At 58.3% G+C, this 16,232-nt stretch carries 14 protein-coding genes; 1 reads left to right on the top strand and 13 read right to left on the bottom strand.

The genetic code is table 11. The annotated features are described in order from the left end of the window. Nucleotides 1-70: 70 nt before the first annotated feature. The 4 genes from BSF40_RS01930 to BSF40_RS01915 form a co-directional block, all read right to left on the bottom strand. Nucleotides 71-799 carry a dienelactone hydrolase family protein gene (locus BSF40_RS01930; protein WP_095963898.1) on the bottom strand — a complete coding sequence of 243 codons (729 nt, stop codon included), beginning with the start codon at nucleotides 797-799 and terminating at the stop codon, nucleotides 71-73. A 67-nt stretch (nucleotides 800-866) separates the two neighbouring features. Beyond that, nucleotides 867-2,771: a molecular chaperone HtpG gene (gene htpG / locus BSF40_RS01925; RefSeq protein ID WP_095964057.1), complete on the bottom strand. Its 1,905-nt coding sequence runs from the start codon at nucleotides 2,769-2,771 to the stop codon at nucleotides 867-869. Nucleotides 2,772-2,852: 81 nt separating this feature from the next. Beyond that, nucleotides 2,853-3,305, bottom strand: a complete 453-nt coding sequence (locus BSF40_RS01920; protein ID WP_095963897.1) for a PaaI family thioesterase — start codon at nucleotides 3,303-3,305, stop codon at nucleotides 2,853-2,855. Further along, nucleotides 3,302-3,778: a PaaI family thioesterase gene (locus BSF40_RS01915; protein WP_095963896.1), complete on the bottom strand. Its 477-nt coding sequence runs from the start codon at nucleotides 3,776-3,778 to the stop codon at nucleotides 3,302-3,304. The genes BSF40_RS01920 and BSF40_RS01915 overlap by 4 nt, the downstream gene beginning before the upstream one ends. 159 nt (nucleotides 3,779-3,937) lie before the next feature. On the opposite strand from BSF40_RS01915, the gene BSF40_RS01910 reads away from it, so the two are divergent. After that, a complete protein-coding gene (locus tag BSF40_RS01910) occupies nucleotides 3,938-4,210 on the top strand; it encodes a hypothetical protein (RefSeq protein WP_095964056.1) in 273 nt (90 codons plus the stop codon). Between the two features lie 67 nt (nucleotides 4,211-4,277). Here BSF40_RS01910 and BSF40_RS01905 read toward each other — a convergent pair whose 3' ends face one another. The 9 genes from BSF40_RS01905 to BSF40_RS01865 form a co-directional block, all read right to left on the bottom strand. Then, nucleotides 4,278-4,679 carry an MAPEG family protein gene (locus BSF40_RS01905; RefSeq protein ID WP_095963895.1) on the bottom strand — a complete coding sequence of 134 codons (402 nt, stop codon included), beginning with the start codon at nucleotides 4,677-4,679 and terminating at the stop codon, nucleotides 4,278-4,280. Continuing rightward, nucleotides 4,679-5,416 (bottom strand): DUF599 domain-containing protein, encoded by a 738-nt coding sequence (locus BSF40_RS01900; RefSeq protein WP_095963894.1) that lies wholly within the window; start codon nucleotides 5,414-5,416, stop codon nucleotides 4,679-4,681. Before BSF40_RS01900 ends, BSF40_RS01905 begins: the two co-directional genes overlap by 1 nt. 262 nt (nucleotides 5,417-5,678) lie before the next feature. Next, on the bottom strand, nucleotides 5,679-6,992 hold the full coding sequence (gene brnQ, locus BSF40_RS01895; protein WP_095963893.1) for a branched-chain amino acid transport system II carrier protein: 1,314 nt from the start codon (nucleotides 6,990-6,992) through the stop codon (nucleotides 5,679-5,681). 402 nt (nucleotides 6,993-7,394) lie between these two features. Beyond that, nucleotides 7,395-8,276 carry a succinate--CoA ligase subunit alpha gene (sucD, locus tag BSF40_RS01890; protein WP_003223019.1) on the bottom strand — a complete coding sequence of 294 codons (882 nt, stop codon included), beginning with the start codon at nucleotides 8,274-8,276 and terminating at the stop codon, nucleotides 7,395-7,397. Further along, entirely contained in the window at nucleotides 8,276-9,442 is a 1,167-nt protein-coding gene (sucC, locus tag BSF40_RS01885) for an ADP-forming succinate--CoA ligase subunit beta (RefSeq protein ID WP_003223015.1), read from the bottom strand. The genes sucD and sucC overlap by 1 nt, the downstream gene beginning before the upstream one ends. Nucleotides 9,443-9,623: 181 nt before the next feature. After that, the gene (gene lpdA, locus BSF40_RS01880; RefSeq protein ID WP_008017863.1) at nucleotides 9,624-11,060 is read right to left on the bottom strand and encodes a dihydrolipoyl dehydrogenase; all 1,437 of its coding nucleotides are present in this window, start codon (nucleotides 11,058-11,060) and stop codon (nucleotides 9,624-9,626) included. A gap of 111 nt (nucleotides 11,061-11,171) precedes the next feature. Then, the gene (gene odhB / locus BSF40_RS01875; RefSeq protein WP_007977514.1) at nucleotides 11,172-12,392 is read right to left on the bottom strand and encodes a 2-oxoglutarate dehydrogenase complex dihydrolipoyllysine-residue succinyltransferase; all 1,221 of its coding nucleotides are present in this window, start codon (nucleotides 12,390-12,392) and stop codon (nucleotides 11,172-11,174) included. 42 nt (nucleotides 12,393-12,434) lie between these two features. Continuing rightward, nucleotides 12,435-15,266, bottom strand: a complete 2,832-nt coding sequence (locus tag BSF40_RS01870) for a 2-oxoglutarate dehydrogenase E1 component (protein WP_095963892.1) — start codon at nucleotides 15,264-15,266, stop codon at nucleotides 12,435-12,437. A 253-nt stretch (nucleotides 15,267-15,519) separates the two neighbouring features. Continuing rightward, nucleotides 15,520-16,224, bottom strand: coding sequence for a succinate dehydrogenase iron-sulfur subunit (locus tag BSF40_RS01865; RefSeq protein ID WP_003223007.1), 705 nt, complete (start codon nucleotides 16,222-16,224; stop codon nucleotides 15,520-15,522). Nucleotides 16,225-16,232: the final 8 nt, after the last annotated feature.

Raw genomic sequence — 16,232 nt, 5'->3', positions numbered from 1 at the left:
AACAACGCAAGTTCCTGTGGGAGCGGGCTTGCCCGCGAAGGGGCCGGCACTCACACCGACCCAATCATGGTCAGCCCCTGAACACTTCATCCAGCAAGTTATGCATCGACGTGAACGCGCGGGAAGCCACCTTGGCGTCATACATCATCATCCCCGGCACATTCGCATGCGGATCGGTGAACGAGTGAAACGCACCGCCGTAGCTCAGCAACTGCCAGTCCACACCGGCCGCGTTCATTTCATCTTCGAACGCCGGCAACTGCTCCTTCGGCACCAGTGGATCGGAGGCACCGTGCAGGACCAGGACCTTACCCTTGATGTTTTTCGCGTCGGCAGGATTCGGTGTATCCAGCGTGCCGTGGAAGGATACCGCGGCCTTCACCGGCGCACCGGTACGGGCAAACTCCAGGGCACAGCAACCGCCGAAACAGAAACCGTAGGTCGCCAGCTTCGACGTATCGACTGCCGCCTCGCCCTGGCTCTGCAACTGCTCGAACGCCACCTGCATGCGCTTGCGCAGTAACCCACGGTCATTCTTCAGCGGCATCATTGCCGCCCCGGCCTCGTCATTGTTCGACGGACGAACCGATTGCCCGTAAAGGTCGGCGATCAGCACCACGTAGCCCTTGGCCGCCACGGACCTGGCGATCTCCTCGGCACCGGCGCTGACGCCCATCCAGTTCGGCGCCATCAACAAGCCCGGACGCGGGCCTTTATGGTCGGCATCGAAGGCCAGACGGCTTTCGTAGGCCTGGCCATCAATCTGATAGGCAACGGAACGTACAGTGATTTGGCTCATTTCTGACTCCTGATTGTTGAACACCAGAATGAAAAAACCCGCCGAAGCGGGTTTTTCTACAACACAGTCAAGCCGATAGCTCGACCAACAGTTTGTTCAGACGGCGCACATAGGCCGCCGGATCTTTCAAGCTGTCGCCGGCCGCCAGGGCCGCCTGATCGAAGAGGATGTGCGACAGATCACCGAAGCGCTCGTCGCTCTGCTCGTTGTCGAGCTTCTCGATCAGCGGGTGAGCCGGGTTGAATTCGAAGATCGGCTTCGAATCCGGAACCTTCTGCCCGCTGGCCTCCAGAATCTGGCGCATCTGCAAGCCCAGGTCCTGCTCACCGATGGCCAGGATCGCTGGCGAGTCGGTCAGGCGATGGGACACCCGAACTTGCGCAACGGATTCGCCCAGCGCGGTTTTCAGACGCTCAACCAGACCTTCTTTGGACTTCGCGACTTCTTCCGCAGCCTTCTTGTCCTCTTCCGAGTCCAGGTTGCCGAGGTCCAGGTCACCGCGCGCCACGTCGACGAAGCTCTTGCCGTCGAAGTCGCTGAGGTAGCTCATCAGCCACTCGTCGATGCGGTCGGTCAACAGCAGCACTTCGATGCCTTTCTTGCGGAAGACTTCCAGGTGCGGGCTGTTCTTGACCTGTGCGTAGGTTTCGCCGGTCAGGTAGTAGATCTTGTCCTGACCTTCCTTGGCGCGCGCCAGGTACTCGGCCAGGCCGACAACCTGCTCGCCATCGTCACCATGGGTCGATGCGAAACGCAGCAGACCGGCGATTTTTTCCTTGTTGGCGAAATCTTCTGCCGGGCCTTCCTTCATGACCTGACCGAAGTTTTTCCAGAAGCCCTTGTATTGCTCAGGCTCGTTCTTCGCCAGTTTTTCCAGCATGTCCAGCACGCGCTTGGTCAGCGCCGACTTCATGGAGTCGATGATCGGGTCTTTCTGCAGGATTTCCCGCGACACGTTCAGCGACAGGTCGTTGGAGTCGACCACACCCTTGATGAAGCGCAGGTACAGCGGCAGGAAGGACTCGGCCTGATCCATGACGAACACGCGCTGCACGTACAGCTTCAGGCCTTTTGGCGCTTCACGCTGGTACAGGTCGAACGGAGCACGGGTCGGCACGTACAGCAGCGAGCTGTACTCCAGCTTGCCTTCGACCTTGTTGTGGCTCCAGCTCAGCGGATTTTCGAAATCGTGAGCGATGTGCTTGTAGAACTCCTGGTATTCCTCGTCCTTGATCTCGGTACGCGGACGGGTCCACAGAGCGCTGGCGCGGTTGACGGTTTCCCATTCAACGGCAGGCTTCTCTTCGCCTTCGGCGGCTGCCACTTCTTTGGGCAACTCGATCGGCAAGGCGATGTGGTCGGAGTATTTCTTGATGATGTTGCGCAGGCGCCAGCCATCGGCGAACTCGTCTTCACCGGATTTCAGGTGCAGGACGATGCGAGTGCCGCGCTCGGCCTTGTCGATGGTCGCGACTTCGAAGTCACCTTCGCCCTTGGACGACCAGTGCACGCCTTCGCTGGCAGCGCTGCCGGCACGACGGCTGTACACATCGACCTTGTCGGCGACGATGAAGGCGGAGTAGAAACCGACACCGAACTGGCCGATCAGGTGCGAGTCTTTCTTCTGGTCGCCGGTCAGGTGCTTCATGAAATCGGCGGTGCCGGACTTGGCGATGGTTCCCAGGTGGGTGATCGCATCTTCGCGGCTCATGCCGATACCGTTGTCTTCGAGGGTGACGGTTTTAGCGTCCTTGTCGAAGCTCACGCGGATTTTCAGTTCGGCGCCGCCTTCCAGCAGCTCTGGCTTGGCCAGGGCTTCGAAACGTAATTTGTCGACAGCGTCAGAGGCGTTCGAGATCAATTCGCGAAGGAAAATTTCCTTGTTGGAATACAGCGAATGGATCATGAGATGCAGCAGCTGCTTCACCTCGGTCTGGAAGCCCAGGGTTTCCTTTTGAGTTTCCACACTCATGGTCATCAAACTCCAATCAGATGGCATAAGCCGCGACCTTGAGGGTCAGCGGCGGGTTGTCATCAGAGTTTGGGGCTGAGTTCAGGATTTCAAGGGCTCTTCGAGTTTGAAATGTGCACGGGCCGTGGCGATGGGTTCGGCCTCAGTGCTTTGCCAGGCGGTAATCGCCACGTTGGCAACCCGACGACCCTGGCGGCAAACCTGGCATCGGGCCCAGGTGTCGCGAAACTGCCCGGCTCGCAGGTAATCCAGGGAGAAGTCGATGATCTTCGGCACCCCGGGTGATCCGGTAAACACCAGCAGGTGCAGCGCCGCTGCCAATTCCATGAACCCGGCGATCACACCGCCATGAATCGCCGGCAGCAAAGGGTTGCCGATGTTGTCCTTGTTCGCCGGCAGCTTGAACAGCAGCTCATCGCCCACCCGTGAACATTCGACGCCGATCAGCCGGGCATAGGGAATCAAACCCAGCAGCGAGGCGTAATCGCCCTGCTCATGGGCCTTTTGCAATTGATCCTTCAGCGAATCGCTCATTGCGCACCTCCGGCGACGGCGCTACCAAAGCCCTTGGTGCCTTTAATGTTCTTGCCCATGCGCATGAATGTGCCCATCACATGGGCAATGGGTTGCCCGGGATCATCCTGATAGGCGAAGCCACGGGCAAAAATCACGTCGGTGGTGACCCGGTAGCACTGGGCGAAGCCATAGACGTCCTTGTGCGGTTCGGCGGCGTGCATGTAGTCGATGCGCAGGTCGAGGGTCGGGCAGACTTCGAACTCCGGGAGCACACAGAGCGTCGCCATGCCACAGGCCGTGTCCATCAGCGAGGTCAGTGCCCCGCCATGAATCACACCGGTTTCGGGATTGCCAACGATCTGCGGGCTGTACGGCAGCACAATTGTCAGCCCTTCGCTGCTGGCGCTGTGAACGCTTAGTCCAAGTACCTGACAATGTCGCAGCGCCGACAGAAAGCGCTTTGCTTGCTCAAAAACGGGGTTTTCAGCCATTTGATAAACACTCTTGTTTACGTTCGTGCAATGCGGTGGCAGTCCGGGTAAAAGTTCCGCATTAGAACAAAACTTATATATCTGAAAGAATTAAGGAACTTAACCCTGATGTGTGAGCTCTTAATGCCAGTACATGCTTTTCATCAGGAGAAACACCCCATGCGTAAGACTTTAGCTATTGCCTTGATGTTGACCGCTTCCCTCGGTCTCGCTGCCTGCGATAAAAAATCCGAGGACAAAGCTCAAGATGCTAACCAACATGCTGAGCAAGCCCAGCAAAAAATGAACGAAGCTCAGGATAAAGTGAACGACGCGGCGAAGGAAAACGCCGAAGCCGCCAAAGCTCAGGCTGAATCGAACGCGGAAGCGGCAAAAGAAGCTGCTCCGGCTGCTCCGGCCACTCCAGCCGCTCCGGAAGCGCCTAAGAACTAATCCGGTTTTTAGCGTGACAAAAGAAAACCCGCCAAGTGCGGGTTTTCTTTTGCCTTCAAAAAAATGCTTAGAGCAAAATCGTTCGAAAAGTCGGACTAATCATCAGCAACAGCGAACAGATTAATCCCACCAGCCAGACCAGACTGCGTTGCCAGGCCAGGTCCTTCCAGTAACACACCAGATAAATAACCCGAGTGATCACAAAGATGATCGCGAGCAAATCGATGAGCCAGCCTGCCGTCTGCGTTGTATGCGCCATCAACACACCCACCGCAAACAATATGAAGGCTTCAAAACTATTCTGATGCGCCGCCAGCGCACGGGCACCGAAACCTGTGAGTTGGCCCTGCTGCTGGCGCGGCAGGTGATTGTTGTAACCGCCCTGCTCTTTCATGGCCTTGGTCACAGGCATACGCGCCACGTAAATCAGCACGGCACTGATAAACACACACCAGAACGGAATACTCATCAAGCAGCCTCTTTGTTCACCTCGGGCAATGGCGCCTCTGTAGGGGTATAGACCATCACGTCGAGAACGTCAGAGTGAAACTCGCGACGGTACAACACAAATACCACGCCGGCACTCATCAACATGAACAGCCAGGGACTGACAAACCAGGCCAGCATGGTCATGCCGAAGTAATAGGAACGCAGCCCGAAGTTGAACTGGTTGGCGGCCATGGAGATGACGCGGGCCGCACGTGAAGCGAACGCCTTGCGCTCCTGCTCCGACACAAGACGCTCGCCGACCATTGGCGCCGAACCCACCAGTACTGCCGCAAAGTTGTACTGGCGCATGCACCAGCTGAACGTGAAGAACGCATAGACAAACACCAGCGCCAGGCACAGCAACTTGATTTCCGACATGCCCTGGGACGCCTGTTGCACCATCGGGATATCCGCCAGCAACGATACCGCCCTTTCCGAAGCCCCCAGCACCGTGAGAATACCGGCCAGGATAATCAACGTACTGGAGGCGAAGAACGAAGCGTTGCGTTCCAGGTTGCCGATCACGCTGGCATCGGCGATGCGGTTGTCGCGCAGCAGCATGCGGCGCATCCAGTCTTCACGATAGAGGTGCAGCACACTGGCCAGGCACGCGGTGTCACGGCCTTTCCAGGTGGCATAGCGGGTGTACCCGCCCCAACAGATGACGAACCAGATGGCGGCAAGTATGTGGATCAGGTTGGCTTGGATGAACGACATGCAGGTCCTTGTGATGTGCAAGAGGAGTACCGAATCCCTGTGGGAGCGGGCTTGCTCGCGAAGGCGGCTTATCATTCAACATTGATGTTGACTGACCCACCGTCTTCGCGAGCAAGCCCGCTCCCACATCAGGATTTGCAATGCTTCGACGTTAGCTCAACGCAAAAGACACCGCATCACCCCATAAAAAAATGCCCCGTATCGATTGATACGGGGCATTTCTGTTTTTTTCACAGGCCCGCTTGTGACGGGCCGGTAAAGCTTAAGCCAGCGCTTCTTCGCGCTTGCCCAGCAGACGGTCGCAGACCACGGCAACCACCAGCGTCATCACCGAAGGCACCAGCCAGGCCAGGCCCTGCTCGCTCAGCGGCAGGTGGGCCATTTGCGTCGGCATCCAGTCCGCCAGGCCTGCACCCTTGAGGGCGTCGATCAGGCCGAAGAGGAACGACACCAGCATGACCGGGCCGAGGATACGACCCTGCTCATGCCAGAAGTCCTTGCAGAAGCTCAACGCCACCAGAACGATGCACGGTGGGTAGATCGCGGTGAGCACCGGGATCGAGAACGCAATCAGCTTGGTCAGGCCCAGGTTGGACACCAGCAGCGAGAACACCGCGAGGATGATCACCAGTGTCTTGTAGGACAGCGGCAGCACTCGGCTGAAGTACTCGGCGCAGGCACAGGTCAGGCCGACCGCGGTCACCAGGCACGCCAGGGAAATCAGCACGGCCAGGAAACCACTGCCCAGCGAACCGAAGGTGTGCTGCACGTAAGCGTGCAATACCGCCGCGCCATTGGTCGCGCCAGCGGCCACTTCATGGCTGCCCGAACCGAGACGGAACAGGCTGACGTAAACCAGCGCCAGGCCGACGCCGGCGATCAGGCCGGCGATGATCGCATAACGGGTGATCAGTGCTGGCGACTCGACGCCGCGGGAGCGAATGGCGTTGACGATGACGATGCCGAACACCAGGGCGCCCAAGGTATCCATGGTCAGGTAACCATTGATGAAGCCTTGGGAAAACGGTGCCGCCACGTATTCAGGCGTGGCCTGGCCAATGTCTCCGGCCGGCAGGGCGAATGCTGCAATGCCCAGCACGGCCAGGGCGATGATCTTCAGCGGAGCGAGGAAGCGCCCTACGGTATCCAGCAAACGGCCTGGGTACAGCGAGATGAAGAACACCAGCAGGAAGTAGACCGAGCTGTACAGGAACAACGCCAGCGGGCTCTCGCCGGTCAGCGGCGCCAGGCCCACTTCGAAGGATACCGTCGCGGTACGTGGCGTCGCGAACAGCGGGCCAACAGCGAGGTAGCAGGCCGCTGCCAACAGGCCACCGGCGATTTTACCGATCGGGCTGCTCAAGGCATCCATTGCGCCGCCGACCTTCGCCAGCGCCACAACGGTGATCACCGGCAGCCCAACGGCCGTGACCAGGAAACCCAGCGCCGCCATCCAGACATTAGGCCCGGACTGCAAACCGACGATAGGCGGGAAGATGATGTTGCCAGCCCCGACGAACAGGGCAAACGTCATAAAACCAAGTGCCAGGATGTCCTGGCCTTTCAACACTTTCATTAAGGAAATACCACACTACTGAATCGGAATTTAGAGAGGGATTTCCCTATGGGTGAGGGAAATGCTGTCAGTCCGTATAAGACCGACCCTTTTAGCGCGTTGGTGCCTTGTGGGCCGCGGACGCAAAAATGGCGCGTAGCCTAACGAATTTGGACCAGAAACGCACTGTTAGAGGGCGAACTATCCGATACACGACATTTTCGTGTCGCGTTTATGCATATAAATGGTTGGTGTCTGTAAGTCCGCCTTCGCGGGCAAGCCCGCTCCCACATTGGAACGCGTACAAAATGTGGGAGCGGGCTTGCCCGCGAAGGGGCCAGCAGAGCCAACACAAATGCCGGAAACGACAAAGGCCACCCGAAGGTGGCCTTTGTCTGGTAAAGCGTCAGCCAAGCGCGAGGCTTACTTGACAGCCCAACCAGTCAGCTCGGCCAGGGCCTTGCCGATGTCTGCCAGCGAACGCACGGTTTTAACGCCTGCGTCTTGCAGAGCAGCGAATTTCTCGTCTGCAGTGCCTTTGCCGCCAGAGATGATTGCGCCAGCATGGCCCATGCGCTTGCCCGGAGGAGCAGTCACACCAGCGATGTAGGAAACAACCGGCTTGGTCACGTGTGCCTTGATGTAGGCAGCCGCTTCTTCTTCAGCCGAACCGCCGATCTCACCGATCATCACGATCGCTTCGGTCTTCGGGTCTTCCTGGAACAGCTTCAGGATGTCGATGAAGTTCGAACCCGGGATCGGGTCACCACCGATGCCGACGCAAGTCGACTGACCGAAACCGGCGTCAGTAGTCTGCTTCACAGCTTCGTAGGTCAGGGTGCCGGAACGGGAAACGATACCGACCTTGCCTGGCAAGTGAATGTGACCTGGCATGATGCCGATCTTGCATTCGCCTGGAGTGATCACGCCTGGGCAGTTAGGGCCGATCAGGGTAACACCCAGCTCGTCGCACTTAACTTTAGCGTCCAGCATGTCCAGGGTAGGAATGCCTTCGGTGATGCAGACGATCAGCTTGATGCCGCCGAAAGCAGCTTCCAGGATCGAGTCCTTGCAGAAAGGAGCCGGAACGTAGATCACGCTGGCGGTGGCGCCAGTGGCAGCGACTGCGTCTTTAACGGTGTTGAACACTGGCAGACCCAGGTGCTCGGTGCCGCCTTTGCCTGGAGTTACACCACCAACCATCTTGGTGCCGTACTCGATGGCTTGCTGGGTGTGGAAACTACCTTGCGAACCGGTAATACCCTGGCAGATAACTTTGGTGTCTTTATTGATCAGGACGCTCATTATTTGCCCTCCGCAGCTTTGACAACTTGTTGAGCAGCGTCGGTCAGGCTGGTAGCAGCGATGATGTTCAAACCGCTTTCTGCCAGTACTTTAGCGCCCAGCTCAGCGTTGTTGCCTTCAAGGCGAACAACAACCGGGATTTTCACGCCGACTTCTTTCACCGCGCCGATGATGCCTTCGGCAATCATGTCGCAACGAACGATGCCGCCGAAGATGTTGACCAGTACTGCAGCGACGTTAGTGTCGGACAGGATGATCTTGAACGCTTCGGTAACGCGTTCCTTGGTAGCGCCGCCGCCCACGTCGAGGAAGTTGGCTGGCTTGCCGCCATGCAGGTTGACGATGTCCATGGTACCCATGGCCAGGCCAGCACCGTTGACCATGCAACCGATGTTGCCTTCCAGTGCTACGTAGTTCAGTTCGAACTTGGCAGCGTGCGCTTCGCGCGGATCGTCTTGCGACGGATCGTGGAAAGTCTTCAGCTTAGGCTGACGGTACATGGCGTTGGCGTCGATGTTGATCTTGGCGTCCAGGCAGTGCAGATCGCCGTCAGCCTTGATCACCAGCGGGTTCACTTCCAGCAGGGCCAGATCGTGATCCTGGAACAGTTTGGCCAGACCTACGAAGATCTTGGCGAACTGGGCAACTTGCTTGCCTTCCAGCCCCAGCTGGAAAGCCAGCTCGCGACCCTGGAATGGCTGAGCGCCAACCAGTGGATCGATAGTGGCCTTCAGAATTTTTTCTGGCGTGTCGTGAGCGATTTTCTCGATGTCCACGCCACCTTCGGTGGAAGCCATGAACACGATGCGACGGCTCGAACGGTCAACGACAGCGCCCAGGTACAGCTCTTTAGCGATATCAGTGCACGATTCAACCAGGATCTTGGTGACTGGCTGACCATTGGCGTCAGTCTGGTAAGTCACCAGACGCTTGCCCAGCCACTGCTGTGCGAAGGCTTTGGCGTCTTCTTTGTTGCGAACCAGCTTTACGCCGCCCGCTTTACCGCGACCACCGGCGTGGACCTGGGCTTTGACAACCCACTCGCTGCCGCCGATTTTGTCGCAAGCTTCTGCTGCTGCTTCCGGGGTGTCTACCGCGTAACCGGTGGATACTGGCAGGCCGTACTCAGCGAACAGCTGCTTACCCTGATACTCGTGAAGATTCATGCTTATTACCGTCTTCGTTAGGTACTGCGCATTCGGTGCTGCACTTATTCAAGTGCCGCACCACCTGTGACTGCTGCTTGCATAGCTGAGCTATGCAAGACTGCGTCCAGCGGATATTCCGCGGTGAGTCTTGCATGCAAGGCTCACGACGGGCCAAACCGCCGTGGTTTCTTATTATCTCTTAACGCTTCTTGCGGTTGGCGATGTGGATGGCGCCGCCATTCACTGCCAAAGCAGCTTCGTGCAAGGCTTCAGACAGGGTCGGATGGGAGAAAACCATCATGCCCAGGTCTTCAGCGCTGGTGCCGAATTCCATACCGATCGCGCCCTGCTGAACCAGTTCGGCAGCGCTTGGGCCAATCACGTGGACGCCCAGTACGCGGTCTGTCTTGGCATCTGCGATCACCTTGACGAAACCACCGGTGTCGTTGGCAGCCATGGCACGGCCGGAGGCTGCGAACGGGAAGGTGCCGACGTTAACTTCAACGCCTTCGGCTTTCAAGGCCTGCTCGGTTTTACCCACCCACGCGATTTCCGGGTGAGTATAAATAACCGAAGGGATCAAATCATAGTTCATCTGGGCTTTGTGGCCCTTGATGCGCTCGACAACCATGATGCCTTCTTCGGACGCCTTGTGCGCCAGCATCATGCCGCGAACCACGTCGCCGATGGCGTAAACGCCCGGTACGGTGGTGGCGCAGTGATCGTCAACGTGCACGAAACCACGCTCGTCCAGGGTCACGCCGCAGTCGGCAGCCAACAGATCAGTGGTCACCGGACGGCGACCAACGGCTACGATCAGCTTGTCGAAAGTGATGTTCTGTTCGCCGTTGGCATCGGTGTAGTTCACCACGACTTCGTCGCCGTTCACTTTGGAACCGGTGACGCGAGCGCCCAGCTTGATGTCCAGACCTTGCTTGGTCAGGGTTTTCAGCGCTTCCTTGGAAACAGCGGTGTCAGCTGCCATCAGGAAGGTGTCCAGGGCTTCCAGGACAGTCACTTGTGCACCCAGACGCGACCAGACCGAACCCAGTTCCAGACCGATCACGCCAGCGCCGATCACGCCCAGACGTTTTGGAACGGATTGGAATTCCAGGGCGCCGGTGGAGTCGACGATCACATTCTGGTCAACCGGAGCTGGCGGAATGTCGATCGGACGCGAACCTGGTGCCAGGATGACGTTTTCGGCTTCGATGATTTCTACCGAGCCATCCGGCTTGGTGACTTCGACTTTCTTGCCGGCCAGCAGCTTGCCGTGACCCTGGATGGAGGTCACACCGTTGGCTTTGAACAGGGTCGCAACGCCGGAGGTCAGGCCTTTGACGATGTTGGCTTTACGGCCGACCATCGCTGGCACGTCCATGGTCACGCCAGCGTGATTGATACCGTGGATCGCGAAACCGTCCTGGGCTTCGTGGAATTTCCACGAGCTGTCCAGCAGGGCCTTGGATGGAATGCAGCCGACGTTCAGGCAAGTACCGCCCAGAGCCAGTTTGCCTTCCTTGTCGGTGTACTTCTCGATGCAGGCAGTGGAGAGACCCAACTGCGCGGCCTTGATGGCAGCGACGTAACCGCCAGGGCCCGCACCGATCACTACTACGTCAAATTTCTGCGACATGTAAAAGAATCCTCTTTTAGCTTCAAGCTACAAGCAATAAGCCACAAGCTCGAAGCCCCCACTCGTTCGCCTTGAGCTTGGGGCTTGTCACTTGCAGCTTGTCGCTGTTTTTTAAATATCCAGCAACAGACGAGCCGGATCTTCCAGCAGGTTCTTGATGGTCACCAGGAAGGTCACAGCTTCTTTGCCATCGATCAGGCGGTGATCGTAGGACAGTGCCAGGTACATCATCGGACGGATAACGACCTGACCATTGATGGCCATAGGACGCTGGATGATGTTGTGCATGCCCAGGATAGCGGCTTGTGGCGGGTTGACGATCGGGGTCGACATCATCGAACCGAAAGTACCGCCGTTGGTGATGGTGAACGTACCACCGGTCATTTCGTCCATCGACAGTTTGCCGTCGCGGGCTTTCTTGCCGAAGGTGGCGATGCCGCCTTCGATTTCAGCCAGGCTCATCAGTTCGGCGTTACGCAGAACCGGTACAACCAGGCCGCGATCGCTGGAAACTGCAACGCCGACGTCAGCGTAGCCGTGGTAAACGATGTCACCGCCGTCGATCGAGGCGTTGACAGCCGGGAAGCGCTTCAGTGCTTCGGTAGCCGCTTTCACGAAGAAGGACATGAAGCCCAGGCGCACGCCGTTGTGGGACTTCTCGAACAGGTCCTTGTACTTCGAACGCAGCGCCATGACTTCGGTCATGTCGACTTCGTTGAAAGTGGTCAGCATCGCCATGTTCGACTGGGCTTCAACCAGACGCTTGGCCACGGTGGCACGAACGCGGGTCATCGGCACGCGCTTCTCGATGCGGTCGCCAGCAGCGAACACAGGAGCAGCGGCAGCCGGAGCAGCAGCCTTGGCAGGTGCGGCAGCCGGAGCGGCTTTCTTGGCTTCGACAGCGGCAACCACGTCTTCCTTGGTGACACGGCCATCTTTGCCGGTGCCTTTGACGGAAGCCAGGTTGATGCCGTTTTCTTCGGCCAGCTTGCGAGCGGCTGGAGCGGCGATAGCGTCTTCGTCAGCGCCGGCAGCCGGAGCGGCGGCAGCAGCGGCCGGAGCAGCAGCGGCAGCCGGAGCGGCAGCAGCAGCGCCGCCTTCAACGATGGAGCCCAGGACTTCGTCGGACAGAACGGTGTCGCCTTCGTTCTTGACGATAGCGCCCAGCACGCCGTCAGCGGTAGCCAGCACTTCCAGCACGACTTTGTCGGTTTCGATGTCGACGATCAGTTCGTCGCGCTTGACCGCATCGCCCGGTTGTTTGTGCCAGGTGGCAACGGTGCCATCGGCAACCGATTCCGGGAAAGTGGGGGCTTTGATCTCGATAGCCATTGTCTGTGGTTCCTTAAATTCGGTTTCAGGTGCGCGAAGGCGTTAAACAGTAAAGGCGTCTTGCAGCAGTTTTTCCTGCTGTTCGGCGTGCATCGATGCGTAACCGCATGCTGGTGCAGCAGAAGCCTCACGGCCCGCGTACTCGAGTACGAGAGACTTGTTGAGGTTGCTGATGCTGCGACGCATGTGGTGTTGGCTGCAGTACCACGCACCCTGGTTCATCGGCTCTTCCTGACACCAAACGGCATGCTTGGCGTTGGTATAAGGAGCCAGGACTTCTTTCAAGTCGTCCTCAGGGAATGGGTACAGCTGCTCGATACGCACGATGGCGATGTCGTCACGACCTTCGGCACGGCGTTTTTCCAGCAGGTCGTAGTAGACCTTGCCGCTACACAGAACAACGCGCTCGACCTTTTTCGGGTCTTGGGCATCGATTTCCGGGATGACGGTCTGGAACGAACCTTCGGCCAGATCTTCCAGCGTCGAGATGGCCAGCTTGTGGCGCAGCAGCGACTTCGGAGTCAGGACTACCAATGGTTTGCGCAGCGGGCGAATCACCTGACGGCGCAGCAAGTGGTAGATCTGAGCCGGCGTCGTCGGCATGCACACCTGAATGTTGTGCTCGGCGCACAGCTGCAGGTAACGCTCCAGACGAGCCGAGGAGTGCTCCGGACCCTGACCTTCATAACCGTGCGGCAGCAGCATGGTCAGACCGCACAGACGGCCCCACTTGTGCTCGCCACTGGTGATGAACTGGTCGATTACGACCTGGGCGCCGTTGGCGAAGTCGCCGAACTGGGCTTCCCAGATAACCAGGGCATTCGGCGTGGTGGTCGAGTAACCGTACTCGAACGCCAATACCGCTTCTTCGGACAGGAACGAGTCGTACAGGTCAAAACGCGGCTGACCGTCGTACAGGTTCTGCAGCGGGATGTAGGTGCCCGCGTCTTTCTGGTTGTGCAGGACAGCGTGACGGTGCGAGAACGTACCGCGGCCGATGTCCTGGCCAGTCATGCGAATCGGGTGACCTTCGAACGCCAGGGTCGCGTACGCCATGGTTTCGGCGTAGCCCCAGTTGATCGGCAGGCCACCGGCTTGCATCTTCTGGCGGTCTTCGTAGATCTTGGCAACCTGGCGCTGAACCACGAAGCCTTCCGGGATTTCCAGCAGCTTGGCGGACAGTTCCTGCAAGGTCTTCAGATCGAAGCGAGTGTCGTGACGCGCGGTCCAGGTGTGACCCAGGTACGGACGCCAGTCCACGAACAGTTCCTTGTTCGGTTCTTTGACCAGGCTCTTCACAACGTGCAGACCGTTGTCCAGCGCGTTGCGGTATTCGTCGACTTTCGCCTGAACACGCTCTGCATCCAGCACACCGGCCTGAGTCAGGCGATCGGCATACAGCTCACGGGTGGTGCGCTGCTTGGTGATCTGCTGATACATCAGAGGCTGGGTGCCGCTTGGCTCGTCGGCCTCGTTGTGGCCGCGACGACGGTAGCAGACCAGGTCGATCACCACGTCACGCTTGAACTGCATGCGGTAGTCGATGGCCAGCTGGGTCACGAACAATACGGCTTCCGGATCATCACCATTCACATGGAGGATCGGTGCCTGGATCATTTTCGCAACGTCGGTCGCGTACTCGGTGGAACGCGAGTCCAGCGGGTTGCTGATGGTGAAACCGACCTGGTTGTTGATCACGATGTGCACGGTACCGCCGGTCTTGAAACCGCGGGTCTGCGACATCTGGAAGGTTTCCATGACCACGCCCTGACCTGCGAAAGCAGCGTCACCGTGGATGGAGATCGGCAGAACCTTCTCGCCGGTCGGGTCGTTGCGACGATCCTGACGGGCGCGAACCGAACCTTCGACCACCGGGGAAACGATTTCCAGGTGGGACGGGTTGAACGCCATCGCCAGGTGAACTTCACCGCCGGTGGTCATCACGTTGGACGAGAAGCCCTGGTGGTATTTCACGTCACCGGAGCCGAGCTCGACCTTCTTCTTGCCTTCGAACTCGTCGAACAGCTCGCGCGGGTTCTTGCCGAAGGTATTGACCAGCACGTTCAGACGGCCACGGTGGGCCATGCCGATGACGATTTCCTTGGTGCCGTAGGAACCGGAACGCTGGATCAGCTCGTCGAGCATCGGAATCAGGCTTTCGCCGCCTTCCAGACCGAAACGCTTGGTACCCGGGTATTTGGTGCCCAGGTATTTTTCCAGGCCTTCACCGGCGGTCACGCGCTCGAGCAGGTGGCTCTTGATGTCAGCGGAGTACGTCGGACGGCCGCGCACGCTTTCCAGACGCTGCTGGAACCACTGGCGCTGCTCGGAATCGGTGATATGCGTGAACTCGGCGCCGATGGTGCGGCAATATGTCTGCTGCAACGCTTCGTGAATTTCGCGTAGGCTCGCTTCCTCTTTGCCGATGAACAGGTCGCCGGCACGGAAGGTCGTATCAAGATCGGCATTGGTCAAGCCGTAATGATTGATCGACAGGTCTGCAGGTGCAGGACGCTGCCACAGTCCCAGCGGGTCAAGCTGGGCTGCCTGGTGGCCACGCATACGGTAGGCCTGGATCAATCGCAGCACTTCAACTTGCTTCTTCTCGTGCTCACTGCTCACGCTGCCGGCGGAAACCGGTTGGGCGCGGCGCTGGTTCTTTGCCAGCAAGACGAAATGATCGCGAATTGTGGAGTGCGAAACATCGGTGGCAGAGTTGCCGTCAGCAGGCAACTTCTGGAAGTAGGTGCGCCACTCTTCTGGCACAGCGTTAGGGTCGTGCAGGTAGAGCTCATAAAGCTCTTCCACATAGGCAGCGTTACTACCGGATAGGTAGGCACTGTTCCACATGCGCTGCATCACGCTTTCTTGCATGCTTGGTCACCCTCGGTTAGGGGAACACCACCGGTGTCGACACCGAGCAAACTTGCAGAAGTCCGAATGCAGCGACCAAAACAAGCCACTAGGATCACACTGATAGTCCGGGTACCAGCCCGGATGCCCCTGCTTGTCTCATTTCTTCAAAATAAGAGCCGCAGCCTTTTAAGCTGCTGCTCAGGTTAAAACTACGGCGCCGGTTGAAGCCTGCGCCGCAGCATCTACGGGTACAGCGGGTACAGCAGCTGAATCACACGCCGCTCGAGAGCAACATGTTACGGATGTGACCGATGGCCTTAGTCGGGTTCAGGCCTTTCGGACATACGTTGACGCAGTTCATGATCCCGCGGCAGCGGAATACGCTGAACGGGTCATCCAGCGAAGCCAGACGCTCGGACGTCTTGGTGTCACGGCTGTCTGCCAGGAAGCGGTACGCTTGCAGCAGGGCAGCCGGGCCCAGGAACTTGTCCGGGTTCCACCAGAAGGACGGGCAGGAAGTCGAGCAGCAAGCGCACAGGATGCACTCGTACAGACCGTCCAGCTTTTCACGCTCTTCAGGGGACTGCAGACGCTCGATGGCCGGAGCCGGCGTGTCGTTCTGCAGGTATGGCTTAACCTTCTCGTATTGCTTGTAGAAGATGCTCATATCGACGACCAGGTCACGGATAACCGGCAAACCTGGCAGAGGACGAACGATCAACTTGTTACCTTTTACGACAGCAGACAGCGGCGTGATGCACGCCAGGCCGTTTTTGCCGTTGATGTTCATGCCGTCGGAACCGCAAACACCTTCACGGCAAGAGCGACGATAGGAGAAACCTTCGTCCTGCTCTTTGATCAGGGCCAGCACGTCCAGCACCATCAGGTCTTTACCACCGGTATCGACCTGGAATTCCTGCATGAACGGCGCAGCGTCCTGATCAGGGTTGTAACGATATACACTGACTTGCAACATGGCGGTCA

Origin of the sequence: Pseudomonas sp. ACN5 (genome assembly GCF_002303975.1) — a bacterium.
GTDB classification, from domain to species: Bacteria; Pseudomonadota; Gammaproteobacteria; order Pseudomonadales; family Pseudomonadaceae; genus Aquipseudomonas; species Aquipseudomonas laurylsulfatiphila.
The sequence above is the reverse complement of the archived record's forward strand: the minus strand, read 5'-3'. Positions and strand labels throughout refer to the sequence as shown.

Excerpts from the sequence above, each read along its gene's own strand:
- BSF40_RS01930 (WP_095963898.1), bottom strand. The coding sequence starts at position 799 with ATGAGCCAAATCACTGTACGTTCCGTTGCCTATCAGATTGATGGCCAG.
- htpG (WP_095964057.1), bottom strand. The coding sequence starts at position 2,771 with ATGAGTGTGGAAACTCAAAAGGAAACCCTGGGCTTCCAGACCGAGGTG.
- BSF40_RS01920 (WP_095963897.1), bottom strand. The coding sequence starts at position 3,305 with ATGAGCGATTCGCTGAAGGATCAATTGCAAAAGGCCCATGAGCAGGGC.
- BSF40_RS01915 (WP_095963896.1), bottom strand. The coding sequence starts at position 3,778 with ATGGCTGAAAACCCCGTTTTTGAGCAAGCAAAGCGCTTTCTGTCGGCG.
- BSF40_RS01910 (WP_095964056.1), top strand. The coding sequence starts at position 3,938 with ATGCGTAAGACTTTAGCTATTGCCTTGATGTTGACCGCTTCCCTCGGT.
- BSF40_RS01905 (WP_095963895.1), bottom strand. The coding sequence starts at position 4,679 with ATGAGTATTCCGTTCTGGTGTGTGTTTATCAGTGCCGTGCTGATTTAC.
- BSF40_RS01900 (WP_095963894.1), bottom strand. The coding sequence starts at position 5,416 with ATGTCGTTCATCCAAGCCAACCTGATCCACATACTTGCCGCCATCTGG.
- brnQ (WP_095963893.1), bottom strand. The coding sequence starts at position 6,992 with ATGAAAGTGTTGAAAGGCCAGGACATCCTGGCACTTGGTTTTATGACG.
- sucD (WP_003223019.1), bottom strand. The coding sequence starts at position 8,276 with ATGAGCGTCCTGATCAATAAAGACACCAAAGTTATCTGCCAGGGTATT.
- sucC (WP_003223015.1), bottom strand. The coding sequence starts at position 9,442 with ATGAATCTTCACGAGTATCAGGGTAAGCAGCTGTTCGCTGAGTACGGC.
- lpdA (WP_008017863.1), bottom strand. The coding sequence starts at position 11,060 with ATGTCGCAGAAATTTGACGTAGTAGTGATCGGTGCGGGCCCTGGCGGT.
- odhB (WP_007977514.1), bottom strand. The coding sequence starts at position 12,392 with ATGGCTATCGAGATCAAAGCCCCCACTTTCCCGGAATCGGTTGCCGAT.
- BSF40_RS01870 (WP_095963892.1), bottom strand. The coding sequence starts at position 15,266 with ATGCAAGAAAGCGTGATGCAGCGCATGTGGAACAGTGCCTACCTATCC.
- BSF40_RS01865 (WP_003223007.1), bottom strand. The coding sequence starts at position 16,224 with ATGTTGCAAGTCAGTGTATATCGTTACAACCCTGATCAGGACGCTGCG.